We start from the raw sequence: 19,769 nt of genomic DNA, 5'->3' as shown, positions 1-19,769 counted from the left end.
ATTTACTAAGTCAACGGGCCGGTGGCATCATGGTCGGCATCAATCGCGTAACGCGTCACGGGAGGCGTTTCTCCGTGCGGCGAACAGGAACCAACCTGCCGAAGGTCGGCCAGTACAACCGGGCCGTGGTCCTCGATCAGATCCAGCTGACCGACGGCATCAGCCGGGTGGAGATCGCCGAGCTGACCGGGCTGACCCCACAGACGGTGTCCGGCATCGTCCGGCGCCTGATCGGCGAGGGCATCGTCCGCGAGGACGGCGCCACCGTCTCCAACGGCGGCAAGCCACGCACCAAGCTGCGGGTCAACGCCGCCGCCGGGCTCGCGGTCGGCGTCCACTTCGACCCGTCCGAACTGTCCTGCGTGGTCGCCGATCTCCTCGGCCGCCCGCTGGTCACCCGCCAGCAGCCGGTCCGGCCGGGCGCCACCCCCGGCGAGGTGGTCGCGGCGGTCGCCGGCCTGGTCGACGAGGTGCTCGGCTCCGCCGGCGTGGACCGCGACCGGGTGCTCGGCCTCGGCCTGGCCACCCCCGGCCCGATCGACCAGACCCTCGGCTCCCTGGTCGGGCCACCGCAGCTGCGCGGCTGGACCCGGGTGCCGATCAAGGACATGCTCGCCGCGGCCACCGGTCTGCCGGTCACCCTGGACAACGACGCCACGGCCGCCGCGATCGGCGAGTGCTGGGCCGGCGCCGGCCGCGGCGTGGCCGATTTTGCCTACTTCTTCTTCGGCGCCGGCGTGGGCGGCGGCCTGATCCTCGGCCACCAGGTCTACCGCGGCGGCTCGATGAACGCCGCCGAGTTCGGCCACCAGTCGGTGCAGCCCGGCGGCCCGCCCTGCTACTGCGGCAACCACGGCTGCCTGGAGAGCCTGATCAGCCCGAAGGCGATGGTCGCGGCGACCGGCCTGCCCGACTACGACGCGGTCCGGCTCGCCGCGCTGACCGGCGACCCGGTCGCCGTCACCGCGGTCGAGACCGCCGCCGGCCACCTGGCCACCGCAGTGGTGAACGTCGCCAACATCCTCGACATCGACCTCGTGGTCCTCGGCGGCCACGGCCTCCGCCACCTCGAAGACCGATTCCGCACAGCCGTCGCGGCCGCCCTCGACACCCGCCCCCTGGCCCGCGCCATCCGCACGGTCCGCGTCGAGATCTCCCCGCTCGGCGCCGACGCCGCCGTCGTCGGCGCCGCCGCCCTGGTCCTGCACACCACCTACGCCCCCCAGGTCTCCGAGCTGCTTTCCCTCTGAACCCTTTTCCGTACGCCCAAAGCACCGTCCCCGCCGCACCCCTCCGCCAGACCGCCCCACCCAATGCCGCAGCGCGCCCAAGACCCAAGCTGGCCCTGGCGGCCCTTCAACAGCCCGAGACAGGGCCGTGCAGACCAGCCGAACAACCTCAGCTGGTCCCGGCGGCCCTTCGCCAGCACGAAACAGCACCGTGGAGACCAGCCGGCCAACCTCGGCTGGTCCCGGCGGCCCCTTGCCGGCACGGTTCAGGGCCGTGGAGCCCAGCCGGACAACCTCGGGCTGGGCGTGGTGGCGACAGGGCTGGCGGGTCCAGCCAGACAACCTCGGCTGGCCCTGGTGGCCCCTCACGGGCGCGAGATAGGGCCGTGGAGACCAGCTCGACAACCTCGGCTGGCCCTGACGGCCCCTCGCCGACACGGAATAGGGCCGTGGAGACCAGCTCGACAGCCTCAGCTGGCCCTGACGGCCCCTCGCCGGCACGAGAAAGGGCCCTGGAGACCAGCTCGACAACCTCGGCTGGTCCCGGCGGCCCTTCGCCAGCACGGAACAGGGCCCTGGAGACCAGCCGGAATGTCGGGCTGGGCGTGGTGGTGACAGGGCTGTCGGGTCCAGCTCGACAACCTCGGCTGGCCCTGGCGGCCCTTCGCGGGCACGGAATAGGGCCGTGGAGACCAGCTCGACAACCCCGGCTGGCCCTGACAGCCCCTCACGGGCACGGAATAGGGCCGTGGAGACCAGCTCGACAACCTCGGCTGGTCGTGGTGGCCCCTCGCGGGCACGGGATAGGGCCGGGTGGACCAGCTGGGATTGCTAGCGGTCAGGGGGTGGCTATCAGGGCGGCGACCTCGGCCTCGGCGAGTGGGGGGACGTCGTTCGAGTGGGCCGCGGCGGCGCGCAGGCCGTCCAGCAGGAACGCCAGGTGGCGGCGCCAGGCGTCCGGGCGGACCGGGGCGGTCAGTTCGATGGTGCGGGTCAGCGACCAGATCACGAACGCCATGTCGGCCAGGACGAAGTCGGCACGGAGCGCGCCGGTCTCGCGCGCGCGGTCGACCAGGCGGGTCATCAGCTCGTAGCCGCGATCGGTGCCGGCGGCGGGCAGGCTGCGTGAGCAGTGGTCGTTGTAGCCGCGGTCGGCGGCGAGCAATCGGCAGATCTGCTCGACGAAGTGCACGAAACCGGCCCACGGATCGTCGATCGCCAGCGCGCTTTCGGCGAGCCGGAGCACGGTCTCCTCGCGGTCGGCGAAGACCGCCGTGACCAGGTCGGCACGGGCCGGGAACCGGTTGTAGAGCGTGCCGATGCTGACCCCGGCCCGCCGGGCGACCTCCTCGAGCGGCACGTCGAGGCCCCGCTCGGCGAACAACTCGCGAGCGGCCCCGACGAGCCGCTCCCGATTGCGCAGCGCGTCCCGCCGCAGCGCCGGTGTGCTGCTCATGCCCACGATCATAGCGAAGTTGATGCCATCCTCAACTTGAGCTAACTTGAGGGTGACCTCAACTTGTCGCGCACCAAGGAGGCACCATGCCGGACAACGTCATCGCCGTCCTCGGGGTCGGTCCCGGGCTCGGCCGGTCCATCGCCCACCGGTTCGGCGCCGAGGGCTACACGGTCGCCCTGGTCTCCCGCTCCGCCGATCGGCACGCGGGCTACCTCGCCGAGCTCGCCGCCGCCGGAGTCACCGCCCGGGCCTACCCCGCCGACCTCACCGACCCGGTCGCTACCGAACAGGTCATCGCCCGGATCCGGGCCGATCTCGGCGGCTTGGACGTCCTCTATTTCGGCCCGGCCGCGGCCGGTGCCGACAGCATCGTCCCGCTGCCCGCCGCCGACGCCGCGGCCGTCCGCAAGCCGCTCGACCTGGTACTCCTGCCGGCCGTCACGGCGGTCGCGGCGGCCCTGCCCACCGTCCGCGCGATCCTGCTCGCCGGCGGCCTCAGCGGCCTGCGCCCGATGCCCGTCCTCGGCACCCTCGCCCCCGCCTCCGCCGCCCTGCGCATGTATGCCCTGACCCTCCACGAATCCCTCAAGGACCAGGGCGTCTACGTCGGCGCTCTGACCATCGGCGGCCTGGTGGCCGGCGGCGACATCCACCGCGCCTTCGCCGCCCGGAAGCCCGGCGAAGGCGCCGAGGCAGCCGGCGCTGACACCAGAGACGGCCAGGCCGACGGCAAGGACCACCAGTCCAACCGCAAGGACCACCAGGCCGACACCAAGGACCACCGGGCCGACGGCAAAGACCACCAGGCCGACCGCAACGAGCACCAGGCCGACGGCAAGGACGGCCAAGTGGCCGGCGCAGGCAATCAGGCCGACGCCGTCGAGCTGCCCTCTCTCGACCCGGATGCCATCGCCGCCACCGCCTGGCAGATGACCATCGACCGCACCATCGCCGAGTCCGTCTTCGAGGCCCCTCTGCCGGCCGCCTTGACCAAGCCGAACCCTGACCGAAATACCCAGCCGTGACCGAAACGCGCCCAGACCGCTTACGCCGCCTCGACCCCAAATCGCACGGACCGGAAACGCAGCCACGACGTAAATACGCCCGAACCGCATACGCCGCCTCGACCCCAAGCCGCGCAGACCGGAAACGCAGCCATGACCGCAACACGCCCAGACCCCATACGCCGCCACGACCCCAAGCCGCACAGACCGGAAAACCAGCCATGACCGCAACACGCCCAGACCCCATACACCGCCACGACCCCAAGCCGCACAGACCGGAAAACCAGCCATGACCGCAACACGCCCAGACCCCACACACCGCCCCGACCCCAAGCCGCACAGACCAGAAACGCAGCCACGACCGAAACACGCCCAGACCCCACACACCGCCCCGACCCCAAGCCGCACAGACCAGAAACGCAGCCACGACCGAAACACGCCCAGACCCCATACACCGCCCCGACCCCAAGCCGCGCAGACCGGATACGCAGCCATGACTGAAACGCGCCCAGACCCGGATGCGCAGCTCTGACCGGAACACGCCACCGACGGAGCTGGCACCCGGTCCGAGCCAGGTCGCGGAGCCGCGCCGAGCAAGCCGCGAACTCGGGCCGGAGCACGCCCCCGACCGGGCGGCGGCTTCGCCCGGGCCAAGCCCCTGACCAGCCGCTACGACTGTGGCGGATCGCGCCACGCGGCGGCGGTGATCATGGTTACCTCAGAACATGGAGTCCCCGGGGCGCCGGATCTCGCACCTGAGCTCGGACGGCATCCCCGACGTCACCGCCGCCAGGTTCGCCGCGGTCGTCGCGAGCGCGGTACACGCCCCGGCCGCGCTGATCCTGCTGGCCGACGGTGACCAGTTGCGGATGGCCGGCTCGGCGGGGATCCCGGCGCACTGGCCACGGACCGGGACCGTCCCGGCGCGCTCGACGATCGCCGGATTGGTCGTCACCGAGGACCGCCCGGTGATCATCACGGACATCACCGGCGACGGGCGGGTGCCCGGCGGCGCGCCGGCCGTGGATCTCGGGGCGCGCGGGTACGCCGGGTTCCCGGTCCGCGACCCGGACGGTCGGATCGTCGGCGTGCTCGCGGTGGTCGACCTCCAGCCCCGGGCCTGGACCTGCGACGAACTGGCGGTGATCGACAACGCGGCGCAGGCGTGCGCCGCGTTCGTGGCCGTGCAGTTCGCCCGGGACCAGGCCGACCGCGAGCACCGTTTCCTGGACACGCTGTTGCAGAGCCTGCGGATCGGCGTCGCCGCCTGTGACGCCGACGGCCGCCTGATCTTCACGAACGAGGCCGTCCGCCGGTTGACCGGTTCCCCGGAGACGTCCCCGGACCCGGCGGACTGGACCCGGCACACCGTCCTGGTCGACGCGGACGGCGAGCCGGTCACGCCGGACCGGCTCCCGCTGATCCGGGCCCTGAACGGCGAGACGCTGCGCGACGTCGAGTTCCTCGCCGAGGCGCCGGACCAGAGCATCCGCACGATCAGCACCGACGCGCAACCGATCATGGGCGGCCAGGGCGACTGCCTCGGCGCGGTCGCCTGCCTGCGGGACGTCACCGACCAGCGGCGCGCCGAGGAGCTGACGGCGGCTCTGGAGCACACCAAGGACGAGTACCTCGCCCTGGTCGGACATGAGCTGCGCACCCCGCTGACCTCGATCGCCGCCTACATCGACCTGCTGCGCGACGCCGACCCGGCGACCGCGGCCGAGGAGCTGCCGGACGTCCTCGACGTGCTCGGGCGCAACGGCGCCACACTGCGGCACATCGTCGACGACCTGCTGGATCTGGCCGGCATCGACAACGGCCACACCGTTCTCGCCGACGAGCCGGTCGACCTGGCCGCCACGGTGACCGACGCGGTGCGGGCCGCCGGGCCGGACGCGGCCACCGCCGCCGTCGCCCTGCGGCTCGACCTCTGCCCGGACGCCCAGGTCACCGGCGATCCGAAGCGCCTGCGTCAGGTGGCCGACCACCTGCTCGCGAACGCCGTGAAGCACAGCCCGCCGCACAGCACGGTGACCGTGGCGCTGACCCGGCCGATCCCGGCGGTGGTCGAGCTGCTCGTCACCGACCACGGTCCGGGCCTCCCCGACGACGAGCAGGACCACGTGTTCAACCGGTTCTACCGCTCCCGGCAGGCACGGGACCAGCGTGTCCCGGGCAGCGGCCTGGGCCTGACGATCAGCCGGGCGATCGTCGAACGCCACCACGGCAGCATCCGGTTCGTGCCCGGGCCGACACCCGGCGCGCGGATCGCCGTGCGGCTGCCGTGTCGTCAGCCGGCCGACGGCACCAGCGCGCGCACCGACTCGACCAGTCCCTGAGGGGCGAACGGCTTGGTGATCACCGCGGTCGCCTGCGCCTGGGCCGGGCGCTCGTCCCCGGGCAGCAGGCTGCCACTCACCAAGATCACCGGCAGGTCCCTGGTCGCCGGGTCGGCGCGCAGCTCCCGGCACAGGTCGATGCCGGACATCACCGGCATGTCGATGTCGCTGACCACCGCGGCCGGCGACTGCTCCCGCACGGCCCGCAGCGCCTCGGCGCCGTCGGCCGCCTCGACCACCGTGTACCCCGCGCGCCGCAGGACACGCGCCATGATCATGCGGATGTCGTCATGATCGTCGGCGACCACGAGAAGTGTCATGTCATCGTCCCTGTGCGCGGTTGTCGGGACCGTGATTCCACGGGCGGCCGACTTCAAACCTGCGAGATCCGGCGAGCGCTCCACGCGTACCCTAAGCGGTTTTTGATCTTTGGATACGACCTGGAAAGAATGACGTTCGGGCGGCGCGCCGAAACTGCGGTTACGACCTTGAACGCCGCGGCCATAGAATTCGCCGTCCCGTCCGGAATGATCATTAATCGGAGAGCTGCATGGCTGCCGACATCGATGCCGCCACCACGATCGTGGCGCTGATGGCCACCGACGCGTGGCGGCAGGCCCGGTCCCTGCTCGCCGGAGTCTGGCGGCGGAACCGTCCGGACCAGGCCGGATGCCTGGAGGTGGAGTTGGACAGCGCGGAGCGGATCGTCGCCGTGGCCCGGCGCGGCGGGGCCGGCCCGACCGAGGGGGCCGTGCGCGGCGACTGGCGCCGGCGAATCGATGAATTCCTGACCGCGAATCCGGGAGCCCGCGACGACCTCCGGGAAACGCTGCGGCAGATGGCCGCACTTCCCCGGCAGGAATCGCGACGCGGCACCCTCGTGTATTCCCGGGGGCAGTATTTCGGCCGCCATTATCAGTCGGCCGGCGACCTGGTGATCAACGATTGAAAGGTAGGATTTTTACCGAGCTCCCGCCATCAGACCGTGACGCGCGCGCCGGACGACGCAAAGAGCAGGCCGGATTGCTCGAATCGCCTCAGGTCGCGCACTGCTCCGCCGACTGGCTGATCACCAGAGTGCGGGAGAAACCATGCGAATCGGTGATGTGAGCGTCGGGAAACGGCTCGGCGCGTCATATCTGGTCCTGACCAGCCTCATCGTCACCTCGGCCGGCGTCGGCTGGTGGGGCATGCGCCAGCAGGTCGGCGCGGAGAGCCAGCTGGCCGTGCTGGAGCGGCTGCGCGACGACATCCAGGACGCCAAGTTCAACGCCGCCGACGTGACCGGCTGGCAGGGACTGGTGGTGTCCGACGTGGGCGCCTACGGATACCCGAAGGCCTCGGACGGCTACAACCGCAAGGGCGAGATGAAGTCCAAGGACGCCATCTACGCCGGGCTCGCGGCCACACACACCGCGGACATGACCGACGCCGAGCGTGCCGAGTTCGCCAAGCTCAAGCCGGCCTGGGACGACTTCTTCCGCTGGGACACCAAGGTCATGCAGTGGCTGTCGTCGGACGACCGGGCGGGCCGGGTCAAGGCGATGGACAGCATCAACGGCGGGGAGGCCGGGGCGGCGTACGGAAAAGTCCTGGACATCACCGCGGCCATCGACGAATCGGTCAACGCCCGGGCCGACGTCCTCCACGGGGAGGTGCAGCGGGTCCGGGACACCGCGCTGCGGATGCTCGCCATCGCGCTGGGCCTGGCGCTGGTCCTCGCGGTGCTGATGGGCGTCTGGGTGACCCGCTCGGTCACCGGCCCGCTCGCCCGGGTGGTCGGCGCGCTGAAGCGGCTCGCCGAGCGGGACCTGACCGTGCGGGTCGAGCTGGACCGCAAGGACGAGCTGGGCCGCCTCGGCGACGCGGTGAACCGGACCGCCGAGTCGCTCAGCGAGACGATGGCGGCGATCGCCGGGCACGCCGGGACGGTCTCCACCGCCTCGACCGAGCTGTCCGAGGTCTCCGCGCGGATCGCCGCGGCCAGCGGCGAGATGGACGCCCAGGCCACCGCGGTGGCCGACTCGGCCGACCACGTCTCCGGCAACGTGCACACCCTGCAGGCCGGCAGCTCGGAGATGACCCAGGCGATCGACGAGATCGCCCGCAACGCCGGTGAGGCCGCGAAGGTCGCCGGTGAGGCGGTCGGCGTGGTGGACCGCACCAACCAGACCGTCGGCAAGCTCGGCGCGTCTTCCGCGGAGATCAGCAAGGTGATCGCGATGATCACCGCGATCGCCGAGCAGACCAACCTGCTCGCGCTCAACGCGACCATCGAGGCGGCCCGCGCCGGTGAGCTCGGCAAGGGCTTCGCGGTGGTGGCCGGCGAGGTGAAGGAGCTGTCGCAGGAGACCGCGAAGGCGACCGAGGAGATCAGCCGGCTGGTCGACGCGATCCAGGCCGACTCGTCGGACGCGGTCGGCGCGATCGGCCAGATCGGCGAGGTGGTGGCCCGGATCAGCGACTTCCAGACGCTGATCGCGGCCGCCGTCGAGGAGCAGACCGCCACGACCAGCGAGATGGGCCGCAACGTGGCCGAGGTCGCGGACAGCAGCACCGCGATCGCCACCAGCATCGCCGGGGTGGCGACCGCGGTCGGCACCACGACCGCGGTGGTCAACCAGGCTCAGCAGAACGCGGCGAGCCTGGCCCGGACCAGCAGTGAGCTGCGCGAACTGGTCGCCGGCTTCACGCTCTGAGCAACGGCAGCAACTGCTCGCCCTGCCTCCTGATCTCCGGGAGGTAGGGCGTGTCGGAGAGCACGAAGTGGCTGATCCCCAAGTCCTGGTACTTGCGCAGCGACTTGGCCACGTCCTGGGCCGAGCCGACCAGCCAGGTGGTGCCGGCGCCGCCGCCACCGTAGCGGCCCGGCGCGGTGTACAGGTTGTCGTCCAGGACCTCGCCGCGCTCGGCCAGGTCGAGCAGCCGCTGCTGCCCGACCGCGCCCTTGCGGATCGGGTCGGCCTGGTGGTTGCGGGCCATCTCGGCGACCTTCGCCTCGGCGTCGGCCCAGGCCTGCTCGGTCGTGTCCCGGACCAGCGTGGTCACTCGCAGGCCGAATTCCAGTGGCCGATGTTCGCGGCCCAGCTCACGGCTGAGCTGCCGGAGACGTTCGATCCTTTCCCGTACGCCGTCCAGCGGCTCGCCCCAGAACAGTTGCACGTCCGCCTCCGCCGCGGCCACCCGCTCGGCCGCCGGGGAGGCGCCGCCGAAGTAGAGCCGTGGTGGCTCGGCCGGCCGGGGCACCACGGTGGCGCCGGTGACCTGGAAGTGCTCGCCCTGATAGGTGACGTTCTCCTCGGCCCACAGGCGGCGCACGATGCGCAGGAACTCGCGGGTCCGGGCGTACCGATGCGCCTGGTCCCCCTCCGCGTCGCCGTAGGCGGCGAGATTGTCCTTCCCGGACACGATGTTGATCAGCACGCGGCCGCCGGTGAGGTGCTGGAGCGTGGCCGCCGCCGAGGCGAAGTGGGCCGGCCGCCAGTATCCGGGGCGGGCCGCGATCAGCGGCTGGAACGTGGTGGTGCGGGCGGCCAGCGTGGTGGCGACCGTGAAGGTGTCCGGGCGGCCCCAGCCGGTGCCGATCAGGGCGCCGCCCCAGCCGTGCTCCTCGCAGGCCCGGGCGTGGCTGGTCAGGGTCTCCAGGCTGTTGTGCCCGGCGACCACGTCGTCGCCACGGTGGCCCGGACGATCCTGGTTGGGGATGTACCAGAGGAATTCGGAACTCATCAGCGGCCTCCCGGTTATTTCCTATCGCTTCTATAGCTAATATATGGAAGCTGCCCGACGCAAGGAGTACCCGTGACCGACCTGCTCACCCCCGCCCGCTACGGCGACCCCGACGCGCGCCTCGCCGTGCTCACCGACACGCTGCGGCTCCAGCTGGCCCGGCGCTCGGTGCGCCGCTTCACCGGCCGCGACGTCACCGAGGACGAGCTGACCGCACTGGTCGCCGCCGCCCAGTCGGCGCCCACCTCGTCGAACCTCCAGGCCTGGAGCGTCGTCGCGGTCCGCGACCCGGACCGGCGCTCCCGGCTCGCCGCGCTCGCCGGGAACCAGGCGTTCATCGCGCAGGCCCCGCTGTTCCTGCTCTGGATCGCCGACCTGGACCGGGCCCGCCGCCTGGCCCGGCAGGCGGGCACCACGGTGGCCGCCGCGGACTACCTGGAGAGCACCGTCATCACCTTCGTGGACGCGGCGCTCGCGGCGCAGAACGCGGTGCTCGCCGCCGAGTCGCTGGGCCTGGGCTCGGTCTTCGTCGGCGCGGTCCGCAACCACCCGGAAGAGATCGCGGCCGAGCTGAAGCTGCCGCCGCACACCGTGGCGGCGTTCGGGCTGGCCGTCGGGACGCCCGACCCGGACGAGCGGGCCGGGGTCAAACCGCGCCTGCCGCAGGCCGCGGTGCTGCACCGGGAGGTGTACGACGCGGCCACGGCGGACGCGCACATTCCGGCGTACGACGCGCGGCTGGCCGCCTACAACGAGCGGTACGGGCTGGCCGGCGGATGGAGCGACCGGGTGCTGGCCCGGTTGCGGGGTCCGGAGTCGATGGGCGGCCGGCACCGCCTCCGGGAGATCCTGGAGCGCCTCGGCCTGCCCTCGCACTGACCGGCCATGTCCTACCGTTGGCCCCATGACGTTCCGCGGCTGGCCGGTGGAGGCGCTCGAGTTCTACGAGGGTCTCGCCGCTGACAACTCGAAGACGTACTGGACCCGGCACCTGGAGTTCTACGAGAGCCGGGTGCGCGGGCCGATGGCGGAGCTGCTCGCGGCGCTGGAACCGGAGTTCGGGCCGGGGAAGATCTTCCGGCCGTACCGGGACGTGCGGTTCAGCAAGGACAAGACGCCGTACAAGACGCACCTGGGCGCGTGGCTGAGCGCGGGCGGGTACATCCAGCTCTCCGCGGACGGGCTGGCCGCCGGGTCCGGGTATTACCAGCTGGACGCCGGGCAGCTGGAGCGCTATCGGCGGGCCGTGGTGGACGAGCAAACCGGCACGGAGCTGACCGAGGTCATCGCCGGGATCGAGAAGGCCGGGATCGGCGTGCACGGGCACGGCAGCCTGAAGACCACGCCCCGGGGCTTTCCGAAAGATCATCCGCGGATCGACCTGCTCCGCCACAAGGGCCTGACCACCTGGAAGGAGTGGGCACCGGCGGCGTGGCTGGGCACGGCCGCCGCGCAGAAGCGGATCGTCGAGTTCCTCCGGGAGAGCCTGCCGCTGCGCCACTGGCTCGACGACAACGTCGGCCGGTCCGCTGTTTAGGACAGACAGTGGCCGCAATCCGCGGCACGCTGACCGGTATGAGTCCTGAGATTGCTCGCGAAGTTCAGATCACCTTCGACTGCGCCGACCCGTTGCGGCTGGCCGGGTTCTGGGCGGAGGCGCTCGGCTATCAGATGCAGGCGCCACCGGGCGGGTTCGCGTCGTGGGAGCAGGCGCTGGCGGCGATGAACATCCCGGAGGAGCGCTGGAACGACGCGAACGCGGTGGTCGACCCCAAAGGCGCCGGGCCGCGGGTGTTCTTCCAGCGTGTTCCGGAGGGCAAGGCCGCCAAGAACCGGGTGCACCTCGACGTGCGGGCGGCGCCCGGGCTGTCCGGGGAAGAGCGGATGGCGGCGCTGGAGGTCGAGGCGACCCGGCTCGTCGGGCTCGGCGCGACGCGGGTGAGCCGCCGGGAGCCGGCGCCGCCGCTGGAGGCCGGGCACATCGTGATGACGGATCCGGAGGACAACGAGTTCTGCCTGGACTGACCGTGGCGCGGGACCGGCAGGTTGCCGCTCCCGGTCCCGCGCGCCGGTCTCAGGTTTCCCGGGCCTTCTGGATGGTCTCCGCGATGCGCTTGATGCGGCGCAGGCGGGCGTCCCAGGCGGCGCCGACCGAGGCCAGCTGGGCGACGGCCCGGGCCAGTTGTTCGTCGTCCACGCGATATCGCCTTTCCCTCCCGGCCGCGGCGCCCTGGACCAGGCCGACGCGGTCGAGGACGGCGAGGTGCTTGGCCACCGCCTGCCGGGTGACCGTCATCTGTTGACTGAGCGTGGTCGCGGTGCCGCCGCCCTCGGCGAGCAGCAGATCGAGCATCCGGCGGCGGGTCGGATCGCCGATCGCCGACCAGAGGTCGTCGTCGACCGCCGTGCTCATGGCCGCACCCGCAGCGTGGCGACGTAGGGCAGGATCCGCGGCAGGAAGTGGTCCCAGCCGCTGACGTGCTCCCGGTAGCACTGCTCCAGCACAGCCTGCGACCAGCCACGCTCGCGGAACCCGGTCTCGGTCATCCGCACCAGCGTCCCGCCCCCGGACGGCGTCAGCTCGAAGGTGACCAGCAGCGAGTTGCCCTCGTCCGCCACCTCCCCCGGCGCGTGCGTCCAGCGGAACGCGAACATCTTCGGCGGGATCGCGTCGACGACCGTGAACTGCTCGACGTGCTCACCGCCGAACGTGATCGTCCCGCTGGACCCGGGCGAGGCCTGATAGTCGGCGTCGTCCGGCCACCAGCCCTTGACGTGCTCCGGGCTGCTGACCACCTCGAAGACCACCTCGGGGGTGGCGTCGATGTAGATCTCCCGCTCGATCGTCCCCAGCTCCACGACAACCTCCTGCAACCTTTTGTTGCGGCTCACGGTAGACCCCGCCCGCCGAACACGCAACCTATGGTTGCATATTGCGCGCCCGGCGCCGACGGTTCCAGCATGCGGACGTCTTTCGCGGCGCAACTATCGCGGCGGGAGGTGTTTGCGCTGCTCAACGGCACGGTGACGGGCCACATAGGTGGCGGAGGTACGCACCTCTTCCACTTTTCCTATGAGGTTAATAGGTTTCACGGCGTGCAGGGGATGACACCGCAACCGCAGACGACGGCGCTGACCGAGGCGCGCCGCCGCCGGGCCGATCGGGCTCGGCAGGTCGCCGACGTGCTGCGCCATCAGGTGCTCGGCGGGGCGTTCGGGGGCGGGGCGCTGCCCGGCGAGTCGATGCTCTGCCGGGACTACGCCGCCTCCCGCAACACGGTGCGTGAGGCGCTCGGGCTGCTCGCCGCCGAGGGCCTGGTGGAGCGGCTGCCCGGGGTGGGCACGCTGGTCGTCTCCGCGAAGTACGGCCACGGGCTGAACCGGCTGGCCGGGCTCGCCGAGACGCTGCGCGAGCACGGCGAGATCACCAACGAGGTGCGCACGCTGACCGTGATCCGCCCGCCGGCCGTGGTGGCCCGGCGGCTACGGGTGCCGGACGGCGAGCAGGTCGTCTATCTGGAACGGGTGCGCAGCCTCAACGGGGTGCCGGTGTCGCTCGACCTCACCTACCTGCCGCAGGACATCGGGGTCCCGCTGCTCGGCGAGGATCTCGCGCACCGCGACGTCTTCGTGCTGATCGAGGAGCTGACCGGGCAGAGCCTCGGGCACGCGGACGTGAGTGTCGAGGCGGTCAACGCGGACCCGCACTGCGCCGCGCTGCTGGACGTGACCGATCGGGCCGCGCTGTTGATGGTCGAACGGGTCACGCACCTGGCCGACGGCCGGCCGGTCGACCTGGAGTGGATCCGTTTCCGCGGCGACCGTCTCACCCTCCAGACCCAGCTGCGCCGCACGACTCCGTCGGCGCTCACCTCGCCGCACGACCCGCGGAGCCGCGCCGGCTGACCCCAGGTCCACCATCGCGCCACCATCACGCATCCCGGCCGGGTTTGGCGGCCGGGGCCACCCGCGGACGTCGCCCTTGCGGGGCGGGCGTTCTGGCCGCGCCAGCGGCCTGCCCGGCCCGGAAGGGTCCCTGGCGGGAGCGACGATCGGTGATCAGCGCGGATCCGAGTCATCTGTCTCTTGAAGTTGATCTTGATTCTCGATAAATGGAGGAACGATGCTGGTCAACCAGCGGGTCGACGTCCCCGTGACGATCGACAAAAGTCTTTGCATCGACGAGTGCACGCTCTGCGTGGACATGTGCCCGCTGGACTCCCTGGCCATCGATCCGGAGACCAGCAAGGCATACATGCACGTCGACGAGTGCTGGTACTGCGGGCCGTGCGCGGCGCGCTGCCCCACCGGTGCGGTCACCGTCAACATGCCGGTGCTGATCCGATGAGGCGCCGGCTCGCGGTCGCCGCCGCCACGGTACTCACGCTCTCCGGCTGCACCGTCGCCGGCAACGCCGCGCAGGACGGCAAGGAGCAGCTCGTCGTCGGATACCAGTCGAAGACCATCAACACGGTCACGGCGGGAACCCTGCTGCGCGCCCAGGGCTACCTGGAGAAACGGCTCGGCGACAAGTACCAGGTGGTCTGGCAGGACTACGACACCGGTGCGCCGATCACCGCGCAGATGATGGCCGGAAAGATCGACATCGGGTCGATGGGCGACTACCCGCTGCTGATCAACGGCTCGCGCGGGCAGCAGTCCGAGCAGACCCGGACCAAGATGATCGCGGTCACCGGGTACAACCTGCACGGCGCCCTGAACACCGTGGTGGTCGCGCCCGGATCGCCGATCAAGAGCCTGGCGCAGCTGCGCGGCAAGACCGTCTCCACCAGCGCCGGCTCGGCCGCGCACGGCCTGCTCGTGCAGGCGCTGCGCAAGGCCGGCGTGGACCCGGAGAAGGACCTCAAGGTCGAGAACCAGCAGCCGCCGATCGGCGCCTCGGCACTCCAGTCGGGCAACGTGGCCGCGCTGTCGCAGTTCGTCGCCTGGCCCGGCCTGCTGGTCAAGCGGGGCGAGGCGGAGGTGCTCTACGACGGCGGCGAGCTGAACGTGCCGACGCTGCACGGCACCGTGGTCCGCCAGCAGTACGCCACCGACCACCCGGACGTGGTCAAGGCGTTCCTCCAGGCGCAGCAGGACGCCACCGACTTCCTGTGGAAGCAGCCGCTGAAGGCCGCGGAGATCGTCGCGGAGCAGACCGGGCTGCCGGCCGAGGTGGTCTATCTCTACAACGGCGCGAACGGCATCGCCACCTTCGAGCTGCCGCTGAAGCCGGAACTGAAGCAGGCCTTGCAGAACGACGTGCCGTTCCTGAAGTCGATCGGCGTGCTCCAGGGCATCGACCTGGACGCCTTCATCGACAGCTCCTACCTGCCGGCCACCACCGGCGGCAACGGCGCGGTCCTGTCCGGAACCGACCCGATCTGCAAGACGCCGGTCGGCGCCGGGGCCGGGGAGCTGTGGCTCACCGGCGAGGAGACGACGCAGCCGGCCGCCGACGCGACCTGCCTGCTGAAAGCCGTCAAGAATGCCGAGAAGTCCGGCAAGCAGGTCCGCGCCGCCTACGTCCCGGACACCGTCACCGGCACCCGCTGGTTCGCCGACAAGAGCATCTGGGTCCAGGACGGCACCCACTTCCTCCCGTTCATCACCCGGGCGGCGGCGGAGAAATACGGGAAAGGCACCGTGATCACCTACGCCCAGGCGGTGGCCGCGGCATGACCACTCTCGCCGCCATCAAGCCATTGATCCGGACGAGTCACCGAAGGCCGCGGCTGCGCTGGCTGCTCCGCGCCTGCTCACTGATCGGAGCCCTGCTCCTCTGGCAGTGGCTGACCAGCGCCGACATCACCTTCGGCCTGCGCTTCGACCGGCTGCCCACCCCGGTGGAGGTCGCCGACCAGCTGACCACCCTGCTCCACGACCCGGTGTACTACCAAGACATCGCCCAGAGCCTGGTCCGCATCCTGACCGGTTTCGCCCTGGCCGCCGTCCTCGGCATCGGCGCCGGCATCGCGGTGGCCCGCTCCTGGCTGCTGGCCGACCTGCTGCAACCGCTCTTCGAGGTGGTCCGGCCGATCCCGGCGATCGCCCTGGTCCCGGTCGCCATCCTGATCTTCCCGCAGAACGAGCAGGGCATCGTCTTCATCACCTGCACCGCCGCCTTCTTCCCGATCCTGGTCAGCACCCGGCACGCGGTCCGTGCCCTGCCGGAAGTCTGGGAGGACGCCGTCCGCACCATGGGCGGCGGCCGCTGGCGGGTGCTGTTCACCGTGGTCCTGCCGGGCGCGCTGCCCGGCGTCTTCGGCGGCCTGTCGGTCGGCATGGGCGTCTCGTGGATCTGCGTCATCTCCGCCGAGATGATCTCCGGCGACTTCGGGGTCGGCTACCGCACCTGGCACGCCTACACGATCGTCGACTACCCCGCCGTGCTGGTCGGCATGATCACGATCGGGGTGCTGGGCTGGGCCACGGCCGGCGCGGTCGAGCTGCTCGGCCGCCGCGTCACCCGCTGGCTGCCGAAACAACTGAAGGAGCAACGATGAGCGGGCTGGCACTGCGCGCGGACCGAGTGACTCTCGGCCACGGCTCCCGGCCTGTGGTGCGAGACCTTTCCTTCGAGGTACGCCCCGGCGAGGTCTTCGCCGTCCTCGGCGCCTCCGGCTGCGGCAAGTCCACCCTGCTGCGCAGCCTCGCCGGCCTGCTCCGGGTCCAGGACGGCACCCTGTACGCCGACCAGAAGCCGATCTTCGCCCCGTCCCCGGACCGGGCGCTGATGTTCCAGGACGACGCCCTGCTGCCGTGGCGCTCGGTACGCCGCAACGTCGAACTCCCCCTGGCGATCCGCACCCTGTCCCGCGCCGCCCGCCGGGAACGCGCCGAGCACTGGCTCGACCGGGTCGGCCTCGCCGACCAGGCCGACCGGCTGCCCTCCCAGCTCTCCGGCGGCATGCGCCAGCGCGTCCAGCTGGCCCGCACCCTGGCCGGTGAACCCCGCGCGGTGCTGATGGACGAGCCGTTCGGCGCCCTGGACGCGCAGACCCGCGGGGCGATGCAACGGCTGCTCGCCGACGTGCTGGACAGCACCGCGGCCACCGTCGTCTTCGTCACCCACGACGTCGACGAGGCGCTGTTCGTCGCCGACCGGGTCGCCGTGCTGACCCCGGCCGGCATCACCACGCTGGTCGACGTCCCCGAGCCACGGGACCCGGCCACCCGCGGCACTCCCCTGGTCCGGGAGGCCCGCGAGGAGCTCCTGGCCGCACTGTTCGAGAGGAACGCCGCGTGACCCGCGAACTGGAAACCGACGTGCTGGTGGTCGGCGGCGGGACGGCCGGCACGATGGCCGCGCTCTCCGCCGCCGAGCACGGCGCGCAGGTGCTGCTGCTGGAGAAGGCGCACGTCCGGCACTCCGGCGCGCTCGCCATGGGCATGGACGGCGTGAACAACGCGGTCATCCCGGGCAAGGCCACGCCGGAGGACTACGTCCGGGAGATCACCCGGGCCAACGACGGCATCGTCAACCAGCGCACCGTCCACCAGACCGCCACCCGCGGGCACGCCATGGTGCAGCGCCTGGAACGCTACGGCGTCAAGTTCGAGAAGGACGAGTACGGCGAGTACGCGGTCCGTCAGGTGCACCGCTCCGGCCGCTACGTGCTGCCGATGCCGGAGGGCCGCGACGTCAAGAAGGTGCTCTACCGGCAGCTGCGCCGCCGCGAGATGCGCGAGAAGATCCAGATCGAGAACCGGGTGATGCCGGTCCGGGTGCTGACCGCCGACGGGCGGGCGGTCGGGGCGGCCGGGTTCGACACGCGCAGCGGCGAGTTCGTCACCGTGCGGGCGAAAGCGGTCATCCTGGCGACCGGCGCGTGCGGGCGGCTGGGGCTGCCGGCGAGCGGTTATCTGTACGGCACCTACGAGAACCCGACGAACGCCGGGGACGGGTACGCGATGGCGTACCACGCGGGCGCCGAGCTGTCCGGGATCGAGTGCTTCCAGATCAACCCGCTGATCAAGGACTACAACGGGCCGGCTTGCGCGTACGTCGCCAACCCGTTCGGCGGCTACCAGGTCAACAACCGGGGTGAGCGGTTCGTCGACTGCGACTACTGGTCCGGGCAGATGATGGCCGAGGTGGCGCGGGAGCTGGACTCCGACCGGGGGCCGATCTACCTGAAGCTCAGCCACCTGCCGGACGAGACGATCTCCGCGATCGAGGGGATCCTGCACACCACCGAGCGGCCGTCGCGGGGGACGTTCCACGCCGGGCGCGGCCACGACTACCGCACCCACGACATCGAGATGCACATCTCCGAGATCGGGCTGTGCGGCGGGCACTCGGCGTCCGGCGTCTGGGTGGACGAGAACGGTCAGACCACGGTGCCCGGTCTCTACGCGGCCGGCGACCTGGCCTGCGTGCCGCACAACTACATGATCGGCGCGTTCGTCTTCGGTGATCTGGCGGGGACGCATGCCGCTTCCCGTTCGGTCGATCTCTCGGCGCTCCCGCACGATCAAATCGAGGCGGCAAAGGCGCTGATCTACCGCCCGCTGGACCACCCCGACGGTCCCCCGCAACAGCAGATCGAGTACAAGCTGCGCCGCTTCGTCAACGACTACGTCGCCCCGCCCAAGTCCGCCGCCAAACTGGAGATCGCCGTCGAGACGTTCCAGCGGATGGCCGGCGAGATCGACGGGATGGGCGGGCGCACCCCGCACGAGCTGATGCGCTGCGTCGAGGTCAGCTTCATCCGCGACTGCGCCGAGATGGCCGCGCGCGCGTCGCTGGTCCGCACCGAGAGCCGCTGGGGCCTGTACCACGAGCGTGCCGACCACCCGCAGCGCGACGACGCGGAGTGGCTCTACCACCTCAACCTGCGCCGCAACGACGACGGCGAGATGGAGTTCGTCAAGCGCCCGGTCGCCGCCTACCTGTTCCCGGTCGACGGTTTCGAGCCCCAGCCGGGCCCCGAGCAGACCCCGGTGGCCGAGGTCCGCTCCTTCGGCACCGCCCTCCACACCCCGATTTCGGTACGCCCGGAGCACGTCACCGCCGCACCCGCGGCCGACCGCATCGTCGCCGTCCTGGCCCTGGCCGACGACCAGTCGCCACTGGCCGGTTTCGAGCCCTACCTCGCCGACCCGGACCCGGGAGTCCGGCAGACCGCCGTCGCCACGCTCACCGAAGTCGCGCCGCCCGGCGTCGCGGACGCCCTGGTCACCGCCCTGGCCGACACCGACGCCGGGGTCCGCGCGGCCGCCGTGGCCGGGCTGCGCGAACTCGCCGACGTGCTGCCGGCCTCGGCGGAACTGGCCCAGCGGCTGCGGGCCGCGTACGCCGGCACCGACCCGGCCGTCCGCGAGGTGGTCGTCGAGCTGCTCCGGGTGATCGGGCTCGGCACCCCCGCCGACTTCCGGGCGGCGGCCGAGGACGTCGAGGTGGCCGTGCGCCTGCAAGCCGTCCGCGGCCTGGTCCGCCGCGACGACGTGACCGGCCTGGCCGCGGCCGCCCTCGACCCGGCCCGCGAAGTCCGGGTGGCCGCCGCACACGGCCTCGGCACGGTCGGCGACCCGCACGGCGCGGCCGCCCTGGAACGGCTCGCCGCCGACCCGGACCTCCTGGTCCAGGCGGCGGCCCTGGCCGCCGCCGCGCCGATCGGCTGCCCGCCGCCCCTGGCCGACCTGGCGATCGCCCGGCTCGACGATCCGGCCTGGCAGGTCCGCGAGGGCGCGGCCAAGGCACTCGCCGCCGCGCCCGCCGAACTGGCGGTCCCGGTGCTGCTGACCGCGGCCAAGGACACGAACCTCGACGTCCGCAAGGCCGCGATCCGCTCCCTGTCCACCTGGCCGGACCGCGACGACGTCCGCTCCGCCCTGACCGACGCGAGCACCGACGGCGACGCCGACGTCCGCGCCTGGGCCCGCCGCGCCCTCAGCACCGCCTGATCCACCGAGCGCGGCCGCTCCCCGCCGGACCGCGGCCGCGCCCAACCCCGTCCACGCAGAGCCCACCCTCCCTAAGGGGGGTGCCACCACCACCTGC

Annotated in this window: 18 protein-coding genes and 1 pseudogene; 14 read left to right on the top strand and 5 right to left on the bottom strand. The window is 71.7% G+C overall.

The window, feature by feature from the left end; genetic code table 11:
- Positions 1 to 74 precede the first annotated feature (74 nt).
- Complete coding sequence (locus tag Aiant_RS37465; protein WP_189331529.1) at positions 75 to 1,250, top strand: ROK family transcriptional regulator; 1,176 nt, start codon at positions 75 to 77, stop codon at positions 1,248 to 1,250.
- A gap of 817 nt (positions 1,251 to 2,067) precedes the next feature.
- Here the strand turns inward: Aiant_RS37465 and Aiant_RS37460 are convergent.
- Positions 2,068 to 2,685 carry a TetR/AcrR family transcriptional regulator gene (locus tag Aiant_RS37460; protein WP_189331530.1) on the bottom strand — a complete coding sequence of 206 codons (618 nt, stop codon included), beginning with the start codon at positions 2,683 to 2,685 and terminating at the stop codon, positions 2,068 to 2,070.
- Positions 2,686 to 2,771: 86 nt separating this feature from the next.
- On the opposite strand from Aiant_RS37460, the pseudogene Aiant_RS47155 reads away from it, so the two are divergent.
- Both Aiant_RS47155 and Aiant_RS37450 read left to right on the top strand, forming a co-directional pair.
- Positions 2,772 to 3,257: pseudogene (locus Aiant_RS47155) on the top strand (SDR family NAD(P)-dependent oxidoreductase); the annotation flags it as partial.
- A gap of 1,160 nt (positions 3,258 to 4,417) precedes the next feature.
- Positions 4,418 to 6,034: a sensor histidine kinase gene (locus Aiant_RS37450; RefSeq protein ID WP_189331532.1), complete on the top strand. Its 1,617-nt coding sequence runs from the start codon at positions 4,418 to 4,420 to the stop codon at positions 6,032 to 6,034.
- On the opposite strand, the gene Aiant_RS37445 is transcribed toward Aiant_RS37450, so the two are convergent.
- Positions 5,986 to 6,354, bottom strand: a complete 369-nt coding sequence (locus Aiant_RS37445) for a response regulator (protein ID WP_189331533.1) — start codon at positions 6,352 to 6,354, stop codon at positions 5,986 to 5,988. The genes Aiant_RS37450 and Aiant_RS37445 overlap by 49 nt on opposite strands.
- A 230-nt stretch (positions 6,355 to 6,584) precedes the next feature.
- Between Aiant_RS37445 and Aiant_RS37440 the strand changes: the two genes are divergently transcribed.
- A complete protein-coding gene (locus Aiant_RS37440; protein WP_189331534.1) occupies positions 6,585 to 6,983 on the top strand; it encodes a hypothetical protein in 399 nt (132 codons plus the stop codon).
- A 142-nt stretch (positions 6,984 to 7,125) separates the two neighbouring features.
- Positions 7,126 to 8,733 (top strand): methyl-accepting chemotaxis protein, encoded by a 1,608-nt coding sequence (locus Aiant_RS37435; RefSeq protein ID WP_189331535.1) that lies wholly within the window; start codon positions 7,126 to 7,128, stop codon positions 8,731 to 8,733.
- Here Aiant_RS37435 and Aiant_RS37430 read toward each other — a convergent pair.
- Complete coding sequence (locus Aiant_RS37430) at positions 8,723 to 9,763, bottom strand: LLM class flavin-dependent oxidoreductase (protein WP_189331536.1); 1,041 nt, start codon at positions 9,761 to 9,763, stop codon at positions 8,723 to 8,725. The two genes, Aiant_RS37435 and Aiant_RS37430, sit on opposite strands and share 11 nt — an antisense overlap.
- Before the next feature lie 72 nt (positions 9,764 to 9,835).
- Here Aiant_RS37430 and Aiant_RS37425 point away from each other — a divergent pair, with 72 nt between their 5' ends.
- From Aiant_RS37425 to Aiant_RS37415, 3 genes are read left to right on the top strand one after another with little or no spacing between them, the layout of a single operon-like run.
- Positions 9,836 to 10,642, top strand: a complete 807-nt coding sequence (locus Aiant_RS37425) for an NADPH-dependent oxidoreductase (RefSeq protein ID WP_229830239.1) — start codon at positions 9,836 to 9,838, stop codon at positions 10,640 to 10,642.
- A gap of 25 nt (positions 10,643 to 10,667) precedes the next feature.
- Positions 10,668 to 11,300, top strand: a complete 633-nt coding sequence (locus Aiant_RS37420) for a DUF2461 domain-containing protein (RefSeq protein WP_189331537.1) — start codon at positions 10,668 to 10,670, stop codon at positions 11,298 to 11,300.
- A 38-nt stretch (positions 11,301 to 11,338) separates the two neighbouring features.
- Entirely contained in the window at positions 11,339 to 11,788 is a 450-nt protein-coding gene (locus Aiant_RS37415; protein ID WP_212846635.1) for a VOC family protein, read from the top strand.
- A 49-nt stretch (positions 11,789 to 11,837) separates the two neighbouring features.
- On the opposite strand, the gene Aiant_RS37410 is transcribed toward Aiant_RS37415, so the two are convergent.
- On the bottom strand, positions 11,838 to 12,176 hold the full coding sequence (locus Aiant_RS37410) for an ArsR/SmtB family transcription factor (RefSeq protein ID WP_189331538.1): 339 nt from the start codon (positions 12,174 to 12,176) through the stop codon (positions 11,838 to 11,840).
- Positions 12,173 to 12,622 carry an SRPBCC family protein gene (locus Aiant_RS37405; RefSeq protein ID WP_189331847.1) on the bottom strand — a complete coding sequence of 150 codons (450 nt, stop codon included), beginning with the start codon at positions 12,620 to 12,622 and terminating at the stop codon, positions 12,173 to 12,175. Before Aiant_RS37405 ends, Aiant_RS37410 begins: the two co-directional genes overlap by 4 nt.
- A 246-nt stretch (positions 12,623 to 12,868) precedes the next feature.
- On the opposite strand from Aiant_RS37405, the gene Aiant_RS37400 reads away from it, so the two are divergent.
- The 6 genes from Aiant_RS37400 (at position 12,869) to Aiant_RS37375 (ending at position 19,672) form a co-directional block, all read left to right on the top strand.
- Entirely contained in the window at positions 12,869 to 13,669 is an 801-nt protein-coding gene (locus tag Aiant_RS37400; RefSeq protein WP_189331539.1) for a GntR family transcriptional regulator, read from the top strand.
- A 217-nt stretch (positions 13,670 to 13,886) separates the two neighbouring features.
- On the top strand, positions 13,887 to 14,111 hold the full coding sequence (locus Aiant_RS37395; RefSeq protein WP_189331540.1) for a 4Fe-4S dicluster domain-containing protein: 225 nt from the start codon (positions 13,887 to 13,889) through the stop codon (positions 14,109 to 14,111).
- The gene (locus Aiant_RS37390) at positions 14,108 to 15,445 is read left to right on the top strand and encodes an ABC transporter substrate-binding protein (protein ID WP_189331541.1); all 1,338 of its coding nucleotides are present in this window, start codon (positions 14,108 to 14,110) and stop codon (positions 15,443 to 15,445) included. Before Aiant_RS37395 ends, Aiant_RS37390 begins: the two co-directional genes overlap by 4 nt.
- Positions 15,442 to 16,269, top strand: a complete 828-nt coding sequence (locus Aiant_RS37385) for an ABC transporter permease (RefSeq protein WP_189331542.1) — start codon at positions 15,442 to 15,444, stop codon at positions 16,267 to 16,269. Before Aiant_RS37390 ends, Aiant_RS37385 begins: the two co-directional genes overlap by 4 nt.
- On the top strand, positions 16,266 to 17,012 hold the full coding sequence (locus Aiant_RS37380; protein ID WP_189331543.1) for an ABC transporter ATP-binding protein: 747 nt from the start codon (positions 16,266 to 16,268) through the stop codon (positions 17,010 to 17,012). Before Aiant_RS37385 ends, Aiant_RS37380 begins: the two co-directional genes overlap by 4 nt.
- Entirely contained in the window at positions 17,009 to 19,672 is a 2,664-nt protein-coding gene (locus tag Aiant_RS37375) for a fumarate reductase/succinate dehydrogenase flavoprotein subunit (protein WP_189331544.1), read from the top strand. The genes Aiant_RS37380 and Aiant_RS37375 overlap by 4 nt, the downstream gene beginning before the upstream one ends.
- Positions 19,673 to 19,769 lie beyond the last annotated feature (97 nt).

This window comes from Actinoplanes ianthinogenes, from assembly GCF_018324205.1.
Taxonomy (GTDB): Bacteria; Actinomycetota; Actinomycetes; order Mycobacteriales; family Micromonosporaceae; genus Actinoplanes; species Actinoplanes ianthinogenes.
Note: the sequence above shows the minus strand (reverse complement) of the source record. Positions and strands in the feature narration are given on the sequence as shown.